The sequence below is a fragment of the Neorhizobium alkalisoli genome, assembly GCF_002968635.1.
Lineage (GTDB): Bacteria > Pseudomonadota > Alphaproteobacteria > Rhizobiales > Rhizobiaceae > Neorhizobium > Neorhizobium alkalisoli.
On the sequence record NZ_PVBN01000010.1, the window covers coordinates 190,337 to 207,200 of the forward strand.

General features: G+C 57.7%; 15 protein-coding genes. 5 read left to right on the plus strand and 10 right to left on the minus strand.

What is annotated here, in order from left to right; genetic code table 11:
• The first annotated feature begins 101 nt into the window (after window positions 1-101).
• Complete coding sequence (locus tag C5L13_RS21015) at window positions 102-695, plus strand: hypothetical protein (RefSeq protein ID WP_158693499.1); 594 nt, start codon at window positions 102-104, stop codon at window positions 693-695.
• 120 nt (window positions 696-815) lie between these two features.
• Here C5L13_RS21015 and C5L13_RS21020 read toward each other — a convergent pair whose 3' ends face one another.
• The gene (locus C5L13_RS21020; protein WP_105385209.1) at window positions 816-1,970 is read right to left on the minus strand and encodes a site-specific integrase; all 1,155 of its coding nucleotides are present in this window, start codon (window positions 1,968-1,970) and stop codon (window positions 816-818) included.
• On the minus strand, window positions 1,970-2,257 hold the full coding sequence (locus C5L13_RS21025) for a DUF7673 family protein (RefSeq protein ID WP_105385210.1): 288 nt from the start codon (window positions 2,255-2,257) through the stop codon (window positions 1,970-1,972). The genes C5L13_RS21020 and C5L13_RS21025 overlap by 1 nt, the downstream gene beginning before the upstream one ends.
• A gap of 170 nt (window positions 2,258-2,427) precedes the next feature.
• Here C5L13_RS21025 and C5L13_RS21030 point away from each other — a divergent pair, with 170 nt between their 5' ends.
• The gene (locus tag C5L13_RS21030; protein ID WP_105385211.1) at window positions 2,428-3,567 is read left to right on the plus strand and encodes an RHE_PE00001 family protein; all 1,140 of its coding nucleotides are present in this window, start codon (window positions 2,428-2,430) and stop codon (window positions 3,565-3,567) included.
• A gap of 51 nt (window positions 3,568-3,618) precedes the next feature.
• Here the strand turns inward: C5L13_RS21030 and C5L13_RS21035 are convergent, their stop codons facing one another.
• The 4 genes from C5L13_RS21035 to C5L13_RS21050 are packed head-to-tail and all read right to left on the minus strand — an operon-like array spanning window position 3,619 to window position 8,109.
• Entirely contained in the window at window positions 3,619-4,698 is a 1,080-nt protein-coding gene (locus C5L13_RS21035) for an SAVED domain-containing protein (protein ID WP_105385212.1), read from the minus strand.
• Between the two features lie 8 nt (window positions 4,699-4,706).
• Entirely contained in the window at window positions 4,707-5,168 is a 462-nt protein-coding gene (locus C5L13_RS21040) for a Mov34/MPN/PAD-1 family protein (protein WP_205836862.1), read from the minus strand.
• Between the two features lie 2 nt (window positions 5,169-5,170).
• Entirely contained in the window at window positions 5,171-6,886 is a 1,716-nt protein-coding gene (locus C5L13_RS21045) for a ThiF family adenylyltransferase (protein WP_105385213.1), read from the minus strand.
• The gene (locus tag C5L13_RS21050; protein ID WP_205836863.1) at window positions 6,883-8,109 is read right to left on the minus strand and encodes a nucleotidyltransferase domain-containing protein; all 1,227 of its coding nucleotides are present in this window, start codon (window positions 8,107-8,109) and stop codon (window positions 6,883-6,885) included. Before C5L13_RS21050 ends, C5L13_RS21045 begins: the two co-directional genes overlap by 4 nt.
• Before the next feature lie 230 nt (window positions 8,110-8,339).
• Between C5L13_RS21050 and C5L13_RS21055 the strand changes: the two genes are divergently transcribed.
• Together C5L13_RS21055 and halB are read left to right on the plus strand one after the other, a co-directional pair.
• Entirely contained in the window at window positions 8,340-9,266 is a 927-nt protein-coding gene (locus C5L13_RS21055; RefSeq protein ID WP_105385214.1) for a helix-turn-helix transcriptional regulator, read from the plus strand.
• 22 nt (window positions 9,267-9,288) lie between these two features.
• Window positions 9,289-9,972, plus strand: a complete 684-nt coding sequence (gene halB, locus C5L13_RS21060) for an anti-phage Hailong system nucleotidyltransferase HalB (protein WP_105385215.1) — start codon at window positions 9,289-9,291, stop codon at window positions 9,970-9,972.
• Window positions 9,973-10,081: 109 nt separating this feature from the next.
• Here halB and C5L13_RS21065 read toward each other — a convergent pair whose 3' ends face one another.
• The 4 genes from C5L13_RS21065 to C5L13_RS21080 all read right to left on the minus strand — a co-directional run bounded on the left by C5L13_RS21065 (window position 10,082) and on the right by C5L13_RS21080 (window position 15,817).
• Window positions 10,082-12,613, minus strand: a complete 2,532-nt coding sequence (locus tag C5L13_RS21065; protein WP_105385216.1) for a S8 family peptidase — start codon at window positions 12,611-12,613, stop codon at window positions 10,082-10,084.
• Window positions 12,519-13,589 (minus strand): AAA family ATPase, encoded by a 1,071-nt coding sequence (locus tag C5L13_RS21070; protein ID WP_170117301.1) that lies wholly within the window; start codon window positions 13,587-13,589, stop codon window positions 12,519-12,521. Before C5L13_RS21070 ends, C5L13_RS21065 begins: the two co-directional genes overlap by 95 nt.
• A gap of 238 nt (window positions 13,590-13,827) precedes the next feature.
• Window positions 13,828-14,769, minus strand: a complete 942-nt coding sequence (locus C5L13_RS21075; protein ID WP_105385217.1) for a glycosyltransferase family 2 protein — start codon at window positions 14,767-14,769, stop codon at window positions 13,828-13,830.
• Window positions 14,770-14,938: 169 nt separating this feature from the next.
• Window positions 14,939-15,817, minus strand: a complete 879-nt coding sequence (locus tag C5L13_RS21080; protein WP_105385218.1) for a LysR family transcriptional regulator — start codon at window positions 15,815-15,817, stop codon at window positions 14,939-14,941.
• 90 nt (window positions 15,818-15,907) lie between these two features.
• Between C5L13_RS21080 and C5L13_RS21085 the strand changes: the two genes are divergently transcribed.
• Window positions 15,908-16,822 carry a DMT family transporter gene (locus C5L13_RS21085; RefSeq protein ID WP_158693500.1) on the plus strand — a complete coding sequence of 305 codons (915 nt, stop codon included), beginning with the start codon at window positions 15,908-15,910 and terminating at the stop codon, window positions 16,820-16,822.
• Window positions 16,823-16,864 lie beyond the last annotated feature (42 nt).

Below are 16,864 nucleotides of genomic sequence, written 5' to 3' on the forward strand. Positions count from 1 at the left end.
ATCTACGGGAAGGCAATCACGTGGCACGACGATCGAGACGTTTCGCTCCTCCGACAGACCAAGAGAAATGGGACCTGACCTCAGTTACGATGCAGATGCGCATGGATGTCGTCTCCAACATGGAGGCGAATACTCCTGTTCCAGTTTACTTCTCGAATTTCGAACATTTGGAGGCCTACTGCGACTGGAACGACCTGATCATCGAGGAGATCAGGGGCGTAAAGCTAAAAGATGCAGCTCTAGTACGGCATGTAGGCCTGCGCGTTGGGTATGGCCTCGTTTGGGTGAACGCGAAAGCGCCGCAAAGTGACGTGCGAAAAGCGATGGTGCATCACATTGTCGACGCTTACCACCTCAAACCGGATGAACTGTCGCCAGTTGACGCAGACCACGTCGTAAATCGGGCCAGCCTCGCCAAGGTTCCTAGTTCCTGGGTGGCGGTGATGCCGGTCTTTTATGAGGTAAACCAACGTACCGGGTTTATCTTCGAGAAGGGGTTAGAGGTCGACACCTCGGAGTCTAAAATCCATGCCAATCCTCTCCAAATGTTCAAGATTCTCTCAGACATCTGGCCAAAAACCGTTGAGGAGTACGAGGATGCAATGAAAAGAATCGAAAGCCAGCATCAATTGAAGCATCTAACGCCAGATATCCGGAGGTGGATCAGCGGCGGCTTCCCATTTGTCTCTCAATAAAGTGGAGGCGCGTTCGCGCCAGTTTGTTTATATGTGGCAGCCGACGTGAACCAGGTTTGCCGTCTCGCTTTGAGGGCGCGTCGTGACGCCTAATGCAAGTGCCTTGCCCTGGCAACGTGGTCAAAGCATGCGTGCGGCACGGCCAGTACGTCGCACAGCGCCATTGTAGTAGCTTGAAGCCTGTTGCACCGAGCGATGGCGCGACTGCTCCATCGCCTCGGGAAGAGGGATTCCCCTATTCGCTGCCTCGGTGAGATAGCCGGAGCGCAGACCATGCGCCGAGAACTCCCTCGGCTCCAGCCCAGCCATCACAGCACGCTCCTTGATGATCGCATTGACCGACTGCGGATCGAGCGCCCGTCGAGACATCGTCCCCCAACGCCCGATTGCCCGAAACACGCTGCCGCTCTCGATCCTGGCGGCAACCATCCAGGCGTCGAGTGCCTCGACCGGCCGGCCGGTCAGATAGACGATCTCGTCCTGTTCACCAGTGCTGGTCTTAGTGCGGCCGAGATGGATGGCGAGGGAGGGGAGGGGGGCGCCATTCTCGACCGGGATCGGTGGCTCGACGGTCAACTGCTCGCGGCGCAGTCCGGCGATCTCGCTGCGCCGGCGGCCGCCGGAGGCGAAGGCGACCATCAGGATCGCCCGGTCACGGAGATCGCGGAGACTGTCGGTCGCGCAGGTCGACAGCAGTTTTGCCAGCACGTCGCCGGTGACCGCCTTGGCGCTCTTGCGGCGACGCGTCCGGGGGACGGCGCGTACCGCGAGACGAATGGCCGACTTGAGGGCAGGGGAGGCGAAGGCGCTGTCAAAACCGCGCCACTTGGTTAGCGTCGACCAGTTCGCCAGCCGCCGGCGTACCGTGGCGGGCGCATGCGGACCGGTGGATTTCAGAAACCCCTGTTGCCGAAGTTTTTCGTCGATAACGGCCGGCATGCCGTGATCGGGATCAGTACTGCGCTTTTCAGGATCCCACAAATGATGGGCGACGAATTTTAAGAGCAGAGCCTCAGGCGCCGGCCAGGGCAAGGATCGTCCGGTCGCCGCCAATCCCCAGGCTTCCAGATAGGCGAGATCGGAGGTTAGCGCGCGTAGCGTGTTGGCGCCCATACCCGCGTTGACGAGGTGGCGCAGCGTTTCCACGTCCTGGTCGGTCAGCAACTCGGCGAGTTCGTCGCGCCGATCGATCGGCAGCACCGACGCGATCGTGTCGAGCTCGACGGCTCGACGCTCGACGCCGGAGAGATTTGCGCGTTTTCGGGCCGGAGCCATCAGCTCGTGACCGCCTGCGGCCGCCAGCGGCCGATGATCTGCTCGATTTCGCTGCGATAGTCGTCGGGGTAGACGACATCCTCTTCGCGGGCGAGAAATGTAAAAATCGTCGCCATGTCCTCGCCGATATGGGGGTCGACATTGCCGAGGTCGGTCAGATCGAAGCCGCCATGCGCCTCGGCATTCCACCAGGCAAGAATGAAGTTGGCGACACGGCGGCCTTGTCCGGTATCTTCATGGGCGACGTTGAGCAGCTTTTCGAGGGCGAAGCGGACACGATCTTCCATGGGTTCTGGCCTTTCCGGCGGGTTGATGGCGCGACGATAGGGTGATTTGCGGGGTTTGTCGATCTACCATCGATAAGCGATACTTATCGATGGCTAGGCGTGGCCTAGGGCATCATCAGGAGTGAGGAACATTAAGTTCGTGATAGAATTCCTTTAGCAAATCATTTACCATGATTTCAATGGCTTACGATCTCGCGAAAATCAGCATGACAGCCCTGTTGCAGCCGGCTTTCGACGCCGGTATCGCGCTCGCCCGTCTCGACGAGCGTATCGCCCGTTCGCCGGTCGGGCAGGGATGGATCGAGCGCATGCATTTCGGGGACGCCTGCGCCTCGCTGTGGATCGACGGCGAGCTCGTCCACCTTGAAGACCTCGTCCTCCATGACGCCACCCGCGATATTCGCACACCGACCCATGAGCTGACAATCGCCCGCGACGTGCTGCGCACCCGCCGACGCGTCGCAGCCCAGTCACCGGGCTGGGCACTGTCTGCAGAGGGTATCCGAACTTTGCGACAAACGTCGGACATCACGTCGGCCGGCGCAGACGAGGGAGAGACGGCCGGCGGCATTCGCCGGGCGGACGCGTCGGATCCGGAAGGGGAGGGGGACGATGTCGATGACGTCGAGAACCTCCCGGGTGTCGACTACGCCGCGATCGATGCGGTGCTGGCCCGATCGGAAGCGGCGATCGAGAACGCAAGGCGGCCCGGCCGCGGCGGTGGCCAAGACAAAGATCCGATGATCTATGATCTCGACTGGGACGAGGATGCCCGGCTGGACGAATGGCGCGGCGTGTTACGGCAGGTACAAGACTTGCCGACGGTGCTGCAGGCCATCATCGCCCTCGATGCGTGGAACGAGCTTTCCGTGCTACAGCATGCGCCCTGGCTCGGCCGGCTGCTTTCCGCCTCGATCTTGCGCCAGGCCGGCATCACGTCAGGTGCTCATCTGGCTGCCATCAATCTCGGCCTCAAAACCATCCCCGTCGATCGGCGCCGGCATCGCGATCGGGAGACGCGGCTGCTCGCCATTGCCCACGGCTTTCTGGCGGCCGCCGAAATCGGCATGAAGGAACACGACCGCCTAGTGCTGGCCCGCACGCTCATGGAGCGGAAGCTGGAGGGGAGACGCACCTCTTCAAAAATGCCGGAGCTGGTCGAGCTGGTGATGGCAAAGCCGTTTGTGTCGGCCGGGATGGTGGCGAAGACGCTCGAGGTGACGCCGCAGGCGGCGCGGCGGATTGTTTTGGAGCTCGGCCTCAGGGAGATGACGGGCAGGGGGAGGTATCGGGCATGGGGGATTGTCTAAACATAGATCTTCTGAAGGATAGCGCGTCTTGTAGGCGTTGCGCTATGTCACCTAAGTTTTCACGATAGATGGCAGCGATTCACCACCGATGGGCATCCGAACCCCCCATGGATACTTCTTTTCGTTACCTGCTTCATACTGGTATGCAATCAGGCTTGGGAGGTTTCTCTTGTCATAGCGGCGGCCCAGATTGAAGACCACACTGTTCTGTGCCGCGAGCAGAAGATGGATGGTGGTCACTCCGCGCGCTTCGAGTGCCTTCACCGCTGCGAGAAACTGGCTAGCCAAGGCGCTCTGCTTGGCCTGAGACCAGTGTGGCGAATTCAGATCGGGGATCGACAACCTCACCACAGGATGAGTGAATGTCGTGGCAATGTTCTCCGACCGAATCTGGTAAGAAACGGAGACTGCAAGAACGACTTCAGTCGCATTCCCGACGCCATCGACGCCTTCGAGGTGGAACCGCTGACCATCGTCCGCACCGTCAAGGCTTCGCCATGCTTCGCCGTCCCTGTCCCAGTCCATGACGACAATCCGGCCCTCGTCGTCGAACATGATCCCGGTGAGGAATGTGAGCGGGACAGGCGTCAGGCCGCCGTAAACGAGCGTCACGTCTTGGGCATCACCGTGTTTCGATTGCTGCTGCACGGTCCTTCTCGTCGCGTCCACTTCGTGCAGGAGTTCTCCCGGGTCCACGATAACGCCGTCCTTCCGCTGGCGCAGATCGAGCAGAACCCCGATACGGTGGCCTACAATGTCCGACGGAGCTGCTGCCGTCAGCGGAGACCCATCATCCTCGCGAAGCCCGCGGCCTTCTATGACGATGACCTTCTTCCTGTTTCGTAGTTCATTCTCACGCAAGAACCGCTTCCAGCCGACCCAAACGCAGAAGAGAAATATTGCGGCGAAAAGAGACACGAGGGGCCATTGCACCCACTCCGGGATGGCATTTGTCGAACCGACCTCAATCGAAGAACCGTCCGGCGCGGTGGCTTTGACGATCCAGTTCCAGCCCAGGAGAGTAACGAGAACGGCGACGCAGCCAGCCGCAATTCTGCCTTCGAATCCTTTAGGCCTGAATAGAAATTTGACGAACTCGCGAATGACCCAGTTGACGGTTTCTCGATCCATGCTTGCCTCTAGTTCTGGGTTCTGATGCGCACGGGAACGGGACGCGTCCCACGCTGATGAAAGGTTGCGGTTGCAACGAACTCGGCCGGCGTGTCCGATCTGACAACGAGCAGGACCGCGAAGGGTATGTTTCGCTCGCCGTTCACGAGGTCCTCCATGCTTTCCAGATCTGTCAGGCTAGGAAGAATCGGAAGCCGCGGGTGGGAATGCCATTCACCGATGTAGTTGTAGTTCTCGTAGTCATGGCCGGTCTTCTCGAAAAACTGATCAAGGAAAGCATTATGAAAGACAGGGTCCCTCACGAAGTGGGCTCGTTCGCCCGTCAACTCATCGACGGAGAAATCGACGATCTCAAAACATCCAGGTATGATCTGCCGTGCCATTAAAATGCCCCCGATTTCGCGGCTCTCGGCGCGCTCCAAGCCTGCCCTCATCCTGTCCATTATCGTGTCAGGAAGGATCAACTCCACTGTCACTGAAATTCCTCATCGATAAGTTCGGAGAGGAAGCCTGAGATGTCCTCGTGACTAGATGCCGCGGCTGTGGCTTGCCAGGGTTCGGTCTGCTTGATGTCAATCGGCCACGTATCGAACGGTGCAGTGAAAAGCCACGCCTTATTCAATCCGATCAAATAGGCGGAACTTGGAAAGATCGTTTCCGACCCTTGCAGGATATCAAGGGCAAATCGAGCTGCATGAGCAGCTACGACGGACACATCGGCATCGTCCGCGACGAAGGGCGGGCCATCCTCGCGTGCCGCCTCATAGTTCTTCTCGGTTTTCCATTCCCACGGCGTGTCATGGTCATCGCACCACCTTATAATCTGATTTCTTGCCGAAAGGGGATGAGGGTCGGTGTCTGGACGTGCCCTGGCGATCAATCCACCGATGCCACCGCTGAAAACTTCGGCCCATACCATCGGCTTCATGTGGCGCCGTGCAGCTCCCGCACAAAGGTTGAACGATGTGGGATTCGCTGTCGCCTCGATGATGAGGTCACAGTCACCGATCGCCTCCAATGCGGATTCCATCGCAAGCCCCGAGGTCTGGCTGCCGAGCGCAACGCGGCGTGTATCGGCGTCAGTGTCCGTAACAAGTTGCCCGATCCTGTCGGCCAAGGCATCGACCTTGTGCCAGCCGATTGCCCATGCATCGAGCTCGTTCCGAACCAGATTACCGGTCAAGAAGATGTCCTCGTCGACGAGCACAAATTTTCTGACGCCTGCACGGGCAAGCGATGCAGCTATCTTAGATCCGATCGAGCCGCAGCCTATGATGGCTACCCGGTTGTTGGAAACCGCACCGCGGTCGGACGCTGACCGCATGGCCAACTCGTTCTCCTCAACGATCCTATAGGGGATCAGGATCGGATGGCCTTGGTCGCCGCGCACGATGTCGAATGCCGTGTGGCGGCCGCTCTTTTCGATGACGACGATGAAGGGCCACAAGGGCCGCTCGAGAAGAGAAGCAAGTTCTGGTACCCGCCTGGCGAGATCCTTGAACTCACCACCTCCGTGCAGCGTCAGTAAGCCCATATCTTGTCCTGTCCGCAACAGAAAGCCGACACGACTTCGCGCGGCTGTCGGTGCGGGGTTCGGTGATTTCCAAAGCTCGCTTCCGGCGGCCCCGATCGACCTGAGATGCGCAACCCGTTGCGACCTTCGCGCGGTCATCGTCAGGGATATCTCGAACACGGCTTCCGGTAGCTGACGATCAAGCGAATTCCAGGCGCCATCCGGAACCATCAATCGCCACGTCTCGAAGCGCAGCTCACCCCCGAGTGATGAACGGTGTTCCGAGGGTACAGAAACTGTTTGCCCGTCCGAAGGACGTTCGCCGGAGATCAGGCCGTATGCGCTTTCGGCCATCATTGCTCCGGTGATGGCAGGATCCCAGTTGTCCGGGCGCCACTGAAGGCAGAGCTCACCGCCGGCACCATACTGGTGTTCCGAAAGCCTCTTCTCGCCATAAGGCATCACGATCGGCGGTGTGTCAGGGAACGTCACCGGGTAAATCACGGCTAGGGGAAATTTCTCGCCGCCGTAGGTGATCTCGATATCGATGCACAGTTGCAGATCGGCTAAGTGTCTGGTGCGCACGCTCGTCAGCCAGTCATGCTCCTCCTGAAGCGCGACGAACGCCGCCTTCTCGGCCCTGGCTCTGTTCTGGTCCAGAAGCCACCAGGTCATGCGTAACCCTGAGGCTTGGTCGGCCGGCGCTCCGCATTCGCAAAGCTGGGTGCGTTTGTCAAACCCCCGGCTGCTACAGATGCGCCCGTGGCCGCCCGCAGCAGGCGCGAACCTCCAGTAAGGCGATCCATAGCCCGCATGGACAGCGCATACCCCATACGCGGGTTAAGAGCGTCGGCCATATCCTTGAAGGTTGCCGCCTGCGCAGCTGCGTAGAAATCGACTCTAGCTTGGCGGAGCCAAGAATCGAACGCATCTTTCTTCTGAGGCTCGCGGTTCCACTTGTCGGCGAAGTTTTCCAGGGAGTCAGTGGGGTTTGCGATGACGTATTTATTGCCGTCATAGACAATGAATTTGTCCATGTCGTTCAAGATGGCGAACAATGCTCCGGAAATGGTGTCCTGATTGTTGTAGGCATGCGCCGCGAGCGTGGTGATGATCACCGAGATCGGACGCATGTCCAGATCCCGCGCGAACATGTTGTCCCGGTGCCTCTTGAGGATCATGATCGCCGACTGAAGCGGAGTCTTAACTTTGAAGGCAGGAAGGCGTTCCACGCTCGCCGTGACACCCTGCCTCTGCATTGCCTCCAGGAGCGCGCGCTTGCGGCGCTCGAAGACAATGGCTTGCCGTGAAGCGAACCAGTTTGCATAGCCTTTGGGGTTGGAGCGGGGCCAGTCATCCGTCAATATCTTGTAGGTTGGTTCACGCCGGTCCGTGATCGAGATCGCGGTCGATGCCCAACTGGTATTGAGCATCCTTGCATTCAAAAGTCTGTACTGCTGTTCATGGTTCGGCACTGCGGGAACGACATCCATGTGGAACTGCGCGCCGTCGGCGTAGTCCAAGATCCAGCACCTGTTTCCTTCGCGGACAGGTTTAACCATCGCCATGGCGTCGTGATAGGCTTTGATTTCGGTACCAAGCATTGTCTTCAGTTGTTGCTGGGTCTTATCGCGCTTCGTCAGGAGGCGGAGCTCAACAACGGAATCGACGTCGTATTCTTCGGCATCCGTATGCGGTCGGATCGCGGTTCCCAGCCGGAACGAGCCTTGGCAGTAGACCTGCGGATCATATTGGCGGACAGTGCTTGCCGGACGGTGAAGCCATTCCCCGAGTGAGGAATAGCTAGTTTCTGCCTGCTCGTAGCGGTGGTCTGGAACGTCGAGTTCCTTCACCAGAGCTTCAAGAAATGCTTCGATTGTATTCACATGCATGTTCATGATGGGAAGCCCTCAATAATTACGATCTTCATCGCGCGATAAGCCTCGCTCGACCTTTTGTTGCTGATTACGCGTTTAGGTCGAGCGTAAAACCCGACAATCGACGCACTGCCATTTCCTGTGCGTTGACGGCACTCTCGTATGCCTCCATAAAAGGTAAGCGCTGTTTGAAAACCAATCAAGTAATGCGATGCATCTTTTTCAGATGAATCGGAAAAGGAGACGAGTTTATGGTGGATTCTGCAGATCGTGATCTGCGATGGGGTGTTGCTAAGAGATTGGAATTTATAGACTTCAGGCTTTTTTGGGACGGGTCGTTCAATCGAAAAGATCTTGTGGATTTCTTCGGGATTTCAGAGCAGCAAGCCTCATCCGATATCGCGCTGTACCAAGCGAGGGCTGATCATAATTTGACATATGATCGGAGTCTGAAGAGCTTCGTCCGTTCAGAAGAGTTCGAGCCAGAGTTTATCGGACCCTTTTCCGATCGATATCTGTTACAACTTATGGCAGTTAAAAATGGGTGGATGAGTGGATCCGACACCTGGTTCTCAGAAACCCCACCCGTAGATGTGGTGGGCTTCCTCAAGCGACGTTCGACTAGTCCAGGCAACCTCATTCGACTACTCGATGCCATCAAGCAAAAGAAAGAACTTGAAATCGAGTACGCATCGCTTACTGGCTCGCCCGCCGGGAAGCGGACAATCGCCCCTCATTCGTTTTTATTTGCTGCAGGACGCTGGTATGTGCGCGCTTGGTCAAAAGAGCACAATGAATTTCGTGACTACAGTTTGAATCGCATAGCCAGCACTGTTCTCCTCGGAGCTAGTGCCGTGGGCGCCGAATTGGATCTTGAGTGGCATCATACGATGGAACTGGTTTTGATCCCAAATCCGAAGCTCGCGGAACTGAAACAGTCCGCAGTAGCGGCGGAATACGATATGGCGGATGGAGAACTACGAGTACCCTCCCGTCTGAGCGCGGCGTTTTACCTCATTAATGAGCACAATCTTGACGTCGAGCCCGGTGTCTTGAAGGCGGAGAAGCAACAGCTTGTCCTTAAAAATCTCAACGAGGTCGTTCAGACCAGAGAAGTGATGCATCGTCTGTCCGTAGAGGCGCTGCATAAGAAAAGGCGCGCGGAGGCTGGAGCATGAATCAGCCGCGCGGGCTTTTGGCATGACTATATCGGCGATGTTTTTGTTTGGTAGCCACGCCAGAGGTGACGAAGATATCTATTCGGATACCGATTTGCTCCTCATCTCTCAGGACGATCGACCTCAGCATGTTCAAAAAGGGCATTTATCGACGTCAATCTATCCCCTTGAAGACTTGCTGAAACGAGCGCGAGACGGCGATCTCTTCGTATGTCACATCGCCCGCGAGGCGAAGGCGATCTACGACCCTTCCGACCAACTTGAGTTGTTGCGGCAGCACTTTGCGCTGCGCGCGTCCTATGAGCGGGAAATCCTCCTCGCTTCGGACCTAGGCTGGTTCATCATTGATTTCGGATATAAGAGCCATCTCCAGTCTCTCCTCAATCGACGGATAGCCTGGTGTGTCCGGACCATTCTGATCGCAAAATCTGCCGAACTGAAACGGCCCGTCTTTTCCGCGGCAGAGTTGGCAGCAGTCGCGGAGTCCAGCGATGTTTTGAAGTTGATAAAAAACAAAGAAACAGATCGTGCTGACCCAGAGGCCATGGCAATGCTCGGCAAGTTTCTTGCGGCCTTTGGCACGAGGAGATTTCAGCGCGGCGCTATAAGCTACGGTACTTACGTAAGACGCTTTTCGGATACCTCAAACAATGTGGCCCTCTCGTTGATTAAGGCTGAGGCATCCTCGCAGACATTTGATTATTGAGACGGGTCATGCCCGGCAGCCTGCGCACTAGGACTCAAAACAGCGTTGTGCAGAAACGTGTAGGCAGTATCTCGAGATTCGACAAAGCAGGCACCATTATGGAGCTGCCTCATGGAGTTGCTCGCTGTGGCGGTCGCGGCTGTAGACGCGCTCTCACTTGGTCATATAGCCGAAGCTCGCCCGGCATTTCGAGTGAAACCGCCAGTCCGAAGGTGACCGTCTCGTCCACAGGATTGCCCGGGTCGGGCTCTCGCTGGACCTTGAGAGTGATCGTCATGCCGTCAGCGACCACCGCCGCCCGATCGCCGCTCCATCGGCGGGTGAAGACGGTACCGCGATTGGTCTGGTTCAGGTCGGGTTGGCTACCGTGGCCCTTCACTGCCAGCTCGTCGAGATCGTCTGGTGCCAATATTTTCATTTTCACGCCTCGATAGGATTTGCGCCCTGGAAGGACGGGCGTGAACCAGGCGAGAGTCGCGCAAAATGAATGGGGACGTGCCTGGCCGCCCAAGACTGCGGGAATGGGAACCACCACGTCTACGCTGCGCTCCCGACCAAGCTCACCGACGCACCAGAATGTCGCGCGGTCAGACGCGCAGGCTATTGCGTCGTCCGCGTCATACACGCCGTATCCGAAAAATCTGCGGATATTGTCCTTCTGACGAGAAGCCTGGCCTTGCCCAAATGGTCCAATCAGCCTCTTGACCATAGCCGCCGCGTGTTCGGGCCACCGCGCCGGATGAACCAAGAGAGCCTTGATCAGTACCGCACGCGCTGTCCCAGGCAATTGGAGAAACTCCTGCCCATAGGCGGTTTCCAATGCATCGTGAATCCGGTGCGCCGTACGCGAAGCAAGCGCAGTGGCAGCACTTGTTCCGTTGGTGAAAGCTTCGCCGCCCTCTATCCCCGGCCGAGGTGGTGCTGCGACCTTCAACCCAGCGCCGCGGGCTGCGCCCGCTGGGCTGACGACAATGCCCCCTCCGCTCCCAATAACGCGAAGATGCTCGCGGGCAGCAGGCATGAGGATGTCCGGTTTGACGGAATCTGCAAAGCCCGGACCCAGCGCGCTTGAAGGATTGGCCGTATCGAGTTCGGTGAATGGGTTCACGTTGGTGCGGGCCGACGCCCTGTCCGCCTGCGAAACCCAATCGAGGTTCCGGCCTCCGACCGTCAGACCATTCACAGTCTCAGACGGGGAGAGAAGTCGCCGATCGGCAATGATGGCCGCTATCGCACTAACGACACCTTCGGCACGAGTGCCGTGACCAGCGTCCTCGAACGCGGCGCGCGTATCGAATGTCGGAATTGGAAAGCTGGAGGTAACATTTCCAGCGCTAACCAAGAAAAGTATTCCGAACCGGTATGCCAGTCGGTCGAGAAGCCGCGCCCATGGTGACAGCTGACCATGAAACGGCCGTCTGACATTTCCAAGCGAGATGTTGACGATGATAACCCAAGGAGCCGATGGCTGCGCGCCGCCACGCATCTGTAGCACTGCCTGATAGATAAGGTCGACAATCAAGCGGTCGGAGGGAAACCGGTCATTGCTGCCCATGACCGGGATGCAATGGATCTGGCGAGGCAGCGGCAGTTCCGGCCGGTTGCGATCGCCGTGGATGATAAGGGAGGCCATGGCCGACCCATGCACGCGCTGCGCAACCAGAGCGTCTGGTTCAAGACCAAAATGGTCCTCGACATTGAGGTGCCTCCTCAGAAGGGGATGGCCCGCGACCGGCACTCCGTCCAGGAGTGCAAGAATCGATGCAGGGCTCACCTGCACCTCCGCCGCTGGCGCGGACGCCGGTAGGCTGTCATTGGCTTCGATGCCGGTAACGAGGCTCTGCGGTCTGATATGCATGATCGGCTCGACACCGGCCAGGCTGCCAGGCTGCCGAGTGATGACGCTCCGGATCGAAGCAACCGGTATTTCGGCGAGAATGGCGTGGTAGGCAATGTCGTCGATACGGGCACGATAGATGACACGTCCGCCCACCTGGGCGACAGCATTCGAGACAGCGGCTTCGCTCACGACACCGGCGTTCGTCGAGGAGCGGAAGATGAGCTCGATCTCGAGGGGAATCAGCTCGTCGTCGTCCCGCCCGTCGATTTCATCCTCCAGGATACCGGCATCCAAGGGCTGAACTCGATCGGCCGGTCCCCAAACACGCAGGTCGCGAAGGCAGGCAAAAACGTCGCGCCACGGTGTATAGCCGGTTGGAAGCGTTCGTCCCGCAACCCAGCTGCGCCATAACGATTCGATCTGGCGAAGGGCGGCGAGATCAGGAACAAGAAGATAAGCGAAGGGCGACTTGTCCTCGTCGCTTGGAAGCTCTTCCTCGTCGATCAATTCCAGGCCGGGAATATTGTTGATGGCACGCGCGAAATTCGCGATGTCGCTTTTCACTTCGAAGACGAGAAGCCTTTCCGGAGCAAGCGCCGTGGGATCGGCGCGTAGGGAGAGCCCCGTTGGATCCCGTTGCAGGACCTCGGTCAGACGCCGGAACGTTGGAGTAAACTGCTGATCCTGTCGCTGCCTTGCGAAAGGCTCAGGTCTCTGGATGTTTGCCGGCTTGCCGATTTGTCTTGGAACCGCCGCGCTTGGACGCAGTCTCAGGATTGGTCTGGTCGGATCGCTCACCATTCAGAATTTCCGGTCCCACGCGTGTGGCCCAGAGGTCAAGCTCAGAACGCAAAGCGTCATCGACAGAAAGCTCCCCCAAGCCCAGTATCTGTCTTCTTCTCACGTTTTGGCAGAAATCCAAAGCCTCTGCAAAACTTAAGGTACCCAGTTTCCCACTGATAGTCTTCGAAGTTGCTTTAGGAAGATCGGGCCATTGAGAAATGACCCGATTGAGAAATCCTTCAATACGCTGGCGGTCAGGAGCTGGAAAACCGAGCCGCATCTGGAAGCGGCGCCAGACCGCTCGGTCGAGCAACTCGGCATGATTGGTTGCGGCGATCACAACCACATAACTCGGAAGCTGGTCGAGCTGCATGAGCAGAAAGGAAACCACACGCTTGATTTCGCCAGTCTCGTGCGTGTCACCTCGTTCTTTGCCGATAGCATCGAACTCATCGAAGAAGAGGACGCTAGGCCGTGTGCGCACATAGTCGAAAAGCTTGCGCAGGCGCGCATTCGTCTCGCCAAGATAGCTACCGATTAGCGCGTCATACCTCACCACGAAAAATGGCAGACCCAGCGATTCGGCCACGGCTTCGGCAAACGAGGTCTTGCCGTTGCCGGGCGGTCCGGACAGAAGCACGCGGTGACGAGGCTCGTAACCATGAGCCCGCAGAACATCGGCGCGCGTATGTTCCTCGATCAGTTGCCTGCCGCCCTGTTCAACAGGCAGCGGCAGCATCAGCTCGCTCAGCTGGATGCGAGGCTCGAGTTCGAGAATGGTGTCCTTGCCAGAGCCGGCTTGCGAAGAATTTGATGTTAATGCCGGCGGTGTTACGGTTACCGCGGCCAGCGCACGCTCAAGCCGGTCCGCAACTCCGTGATGGTTTTTTGCGCGTTCTTCCGCGACCAGCGCCTCGGCTGCTGACTTCAGCGTCGCCCGATCGCCAGCTGCACCGGCCCTTACAAGGGAAATGAGAAGATCGCTACGGGCCATATCGTCGACTGACTTAGTGTTTCCTGTTTGTTCGCTTTCCGAATCTTAGCGCAAATAGTTTATAAAGTCTTCCTATGCCAGCCCCCGAGCGAAATTGCCGTCCGATTATACATAAATTCGTGAGTGCCAGTTGCGGCATGACAGCGACGCTTGCCCCGCCAACGCTTCGGTTCCTTTCTCACGGCGGAGTGAAATAGAGACGATCCCTGACGTCGGGTCCAAGTTCGGCCGGTGAAAATTACACATCGGCTGACCATTCATCGACTTTGCGCAGAACCCGTTCGAGGAGTGCGCCGGGATTGTTCAATGTATCGTTTGACATTGGACCAGCTCTCTCGAGGATACCCGGACCTCTTTTGAAATCATCGCCGCCGGGAGCGCATATCTTCTGCACAAGCATTGGCAGAAGCCAAAACAGACCGACAATATGAGCCTGCCGCGCGCGGACCGCGGCTTTCAAGGCGAGTTGCGGGTCCGATGCCTCGAATGTCGCGAGATCCCGGACCCCGGAATTGCGGCCGTTCCACTCACGCCACCAGGCATTGTTGCGGGGGAAGCCGGCCGTTGCGAAATGTCTAACGGGGTTGCGCAGGATCTTTCGTCGAGACGGTGCTGCCGATGCGGTATCCACTCGAACACGCTGCGCGCCGGTACGCTTGCCACGAAGAAAAAGCCGCGATGTTTCGGCAAAGATTTCGTGACCGTTGCGGTCATAGTCCCGTTGATGACCACCCCAGTCCAAATAGGCGGAGTAGAAGAAACCGGAAACCTTGTCATCAATGACGACATCTGCGCTATCATCGGCTATCCAGTCCTCCAATGCCGCGTCCGTTTCGTTAGCGAGGTTCACAAAGCCCGGATGCCCTTTAAGAAACTGATGCGGTGGATGGGTGGTGCCTTCCAACATCACATTCTTCGATTGGGTCGAGGCTACGGCCTGCATGGCGGCAACATAGCCCGGATCATAAAGGGTGTCCGCGTCAACCTGGATGATCAAAAGCTTGTCAGCCTCGACGTTCTGCTCCCGCGCGATGTCCGCAGCAGCTGCTATCCCACGGGATCTCGCCGGCACATAGCCTTTGACTGGTTCTTCGCAGACGATGATTTCACCTGGTGCCGCGCGTTCCTTAATGGCACGCATCATGTCCAATGTGCCATCGGTCGAGCCATTGTCGACCAAGATGAAGATCGCATGCGCGCTGCCGTGTATTCATTTTAAACCCCACCTTCGTCGGGGTTGCCTTTACATGCAAGAGTGGCGCTTGTCGTTGAAATCCTGACTTTTGAACGCTGCAAAAGTCAGGCTAACATATCGAGCAAAACTCGGGATTAAAGCGACAAGCTGACCTTTATTCAACCTTTCGAATCTCTGCATCCAGCCAACTGCAGAACCGGCGTACGACCTTCGATTCAGAGCGGCGCAGGTAGCGATATGTGCCGATTTCAACAGGCTCATATCCAGGTAATGCTGTGAGTGCTCCGGAACGCGTTTCCCTGTTCGTAAGAATAGGGGGCGCGAGAACCATGCCAAGGCCAGCGACACACGCGTGAAGCGCTGCATCGTCGGTGTCGAATGAGTGACTGAATGAGAGTTGCGTCAGCGGGACGCCGGACCTCTCGCACCAAAGCTTCCAATCCCAATTGCCTGCTGCACTTTGAATTGCGGGAACATCGGAAACGGGGATTCGACGCGAGCTGTCATCTGCTAACAACAATTTTGGAGAAACAACGGGGCGGCTTAAATCACACGCAAGAACCTTCCATCCTTCCGGGACTTCGTCGGCGCGGAAATATCGAATGCTCACATCCACCAGCGGGTCAACAATGGAGCCTGTAGCTGAACCGGTTTCCACCCGAACGCGAACCTCAGGGCAAATGTTGCGGAAGTGATCCAGTGACGGGATAAGCCATCGCACTGCAAGAGAGGTGGATGCCTGCACGTTAATTTCGGTTTCGTCTCGATATAGCGCTTCGGCGGAGCGCTCGATCAGCGCGACCGCCGGCCCGATCTCCTCATAGAACCGCTGGCCGGCATCTGAAAGGGAAACAGAGTTGCTTCCTCTGCGGAAGAAGCTCACTCCAAGCTCATCCTCTAGTTTCTTGAGCTGGTGGCTCACAGCGCCAGGGGTCACACCGAGTTCTACGCCGGCGGCCGTCAAGCTCCCGGTGCGCGCCACGATCGCGAATATACGGATGGCGTTGAGAGAGATCCGATGTCTTTGCTGCATGAATTTTCCTCACTCACCCTGCAATTTTCTCGTTTGAGCTTCGCCAAGAGTTTCTGCACAAGGGATATCAAATGCCATGCAGGAAACGCGATGTGCTCCGGAAAAAGATACACCAATACCCAGGCCATCGCATGGGTCACGATCGGGACAGCATTATTTTCTTTGATTTTCGCATCCGGGAAATTTGCTGACGGAGCCGCAACTCCATTGCAAATCCTGTTTCTCCGATACATCGGCGGCCTGGCGACGCTGCTACTGGTCGTGCTGGTGCGACGGGAAAAACTGTCGGCCTATCGAAGCCCTAAACCGCTTTCCCATTTCACAAGAGCTGTCTTCGGTGCTTCGGGCGGGGGAGCGCTGATCTACGCATCGGCGAACATGCCAATTGTGGACGCCACAGCCCTCGGGCTGCTCTATGTCGTATTCGTCATCCTTCTCGGAGTTCTGGTGCTGAAGGAACAGCTCACCAACCAGCATCTCGGGGCTGTCGCAATCTGCTGCGCCGGGGCTGCGATCGTTATGGTATCGCGCGGCGCGTTCGCCGGGTTCCATCTGACCTATGTCTTCCCGGCCGGCATAGCGGTTTTTGGCGCTGCGCTGCTGGCCGTCGAAGGGCTGATGATCAAGATGCTCTCACACTCCGACCGGGCGATGACGGTGCTACTCTATGTCAACGCGTTCGGCATCCTGCTGATGGCTGGCCCCGCCGCCACGCAATGGGTACCGCTCTCTTTCGAAAGTGCGATGTCGTTCCTTCTGCTCGGGCCGATCGCAGTGACGGCGCAATATTGCATCGTCCAGGGTTATCGCCTCGCATCACTCTCGATCGTCGGCCCGGTCGACTATACCTGGCTGATCTTCGCCGGCCTGATCGGCTTTATGTTTTTTGGCGAAAAGCCCACTTTGGGGGTCGCAGCAGGTTCAGCGATTATCGCGTTAGGGGGCATCATGCTTGCCATCATCAAGCCACCGGCCGGTGAGCGCGAAAGCACATCGTCGGCGTGACGCGTAACCAGAAATCGACTGGCCCTGCATCCGGAAGCAGGC

Bases quoted from the DNA above. Each gene is read 5' to 3' on its own strand.
- C5L13_RS21015 (WP_158693499.1), top strand. From the start codon at position 102: ATGGATGTCGTCTCCAACATGGAGGCGAATACTCCTGTTCCAGTTTAC.
- C5L13_RS21020 (WP_105385209.1), bottom strand. From the start codon at position 1,970: ATGGCTCCGGCCCGAAAACGCGCAAATCTCTCCGGCGTCGAGCGTCGA.
- C5L13_RS21025 (WP_105385210.1), bottom strand. From the start codon at position 2,257: ATGGAAGATCGTGTCCGCTTCGCCCTCGAAAAGCTGCTCAACGTCGCC.
- C5L13_RS21030 (WP_105385211.1), top strand. From the start codon at position 2,428: ATGATTTCAATGGCTTACGATCTCGCGAAAATCAGCATGACAGCCCTG.
- C5L13_RS21035 (WP_105385212.1), bottom strand. From the start codon at position 4,698: ATGGATCGAGAAACCGTCAACTGGGTCATTCGCGAGTTCGTCAAATTT.
- C5L13_RS21045 (WP_105385213.1), bottom strand. From the start codon at position 6,886: ATGACCTGGTGGCTTCTGGACCAGAACAGAGCCAGGGCCGAGAAGGCG.
- C5L13_RS21050 (WP_205836863.1), bottom strand. From the start codon at position 8,109: ATGAACATGCATGTGAATACAATCGAAGCATTTCTTGAAGCTCTGGTG.
- C5L13_RS21055 (WP_105385214.1), top strand. From the start codon at position 8,340: ATGGTGGATTCTGCAGATCGTGATCTGCGATGGGGTGTTGCTAAGAGA.
- halB (WP_105385215.1), top strand. From the start codon at position 9,289: ATGACTATATCGGCGATGTTTTTGTTTGGTAGCCACGCCAGAGGTGAC.
- C5L13_RS21065 (WP_105385216.1), bottom strand. From the start codon at position 12,613: ATGGTGAGCGATCCGACCAGACCAATCCTGAGACTGCGTCCAAGCGCG.
- C5L13_RS21070 (WP_170117301.1), bottom strand. From the start codon at position 13,589: ATGGCCCGTAGCGATCTTCTCATTTCCCTTGTAAGGGCCGGTGCAGCT.
- C5L13_RS21080 (WP_105385218.1), bottom strand. From the start codon at position 15,817: ATGCAGCAAAGACATCGGATCTCTCTCAACGCCATCCGTATATTCGCG.
- C5L13_RS21085 (WP_158693500.1), top strand. From the start codon at position 15,908: ATGTGCTCCGGAAAAAGATACACCAATACCCAGGCCATCGCATGGGTC.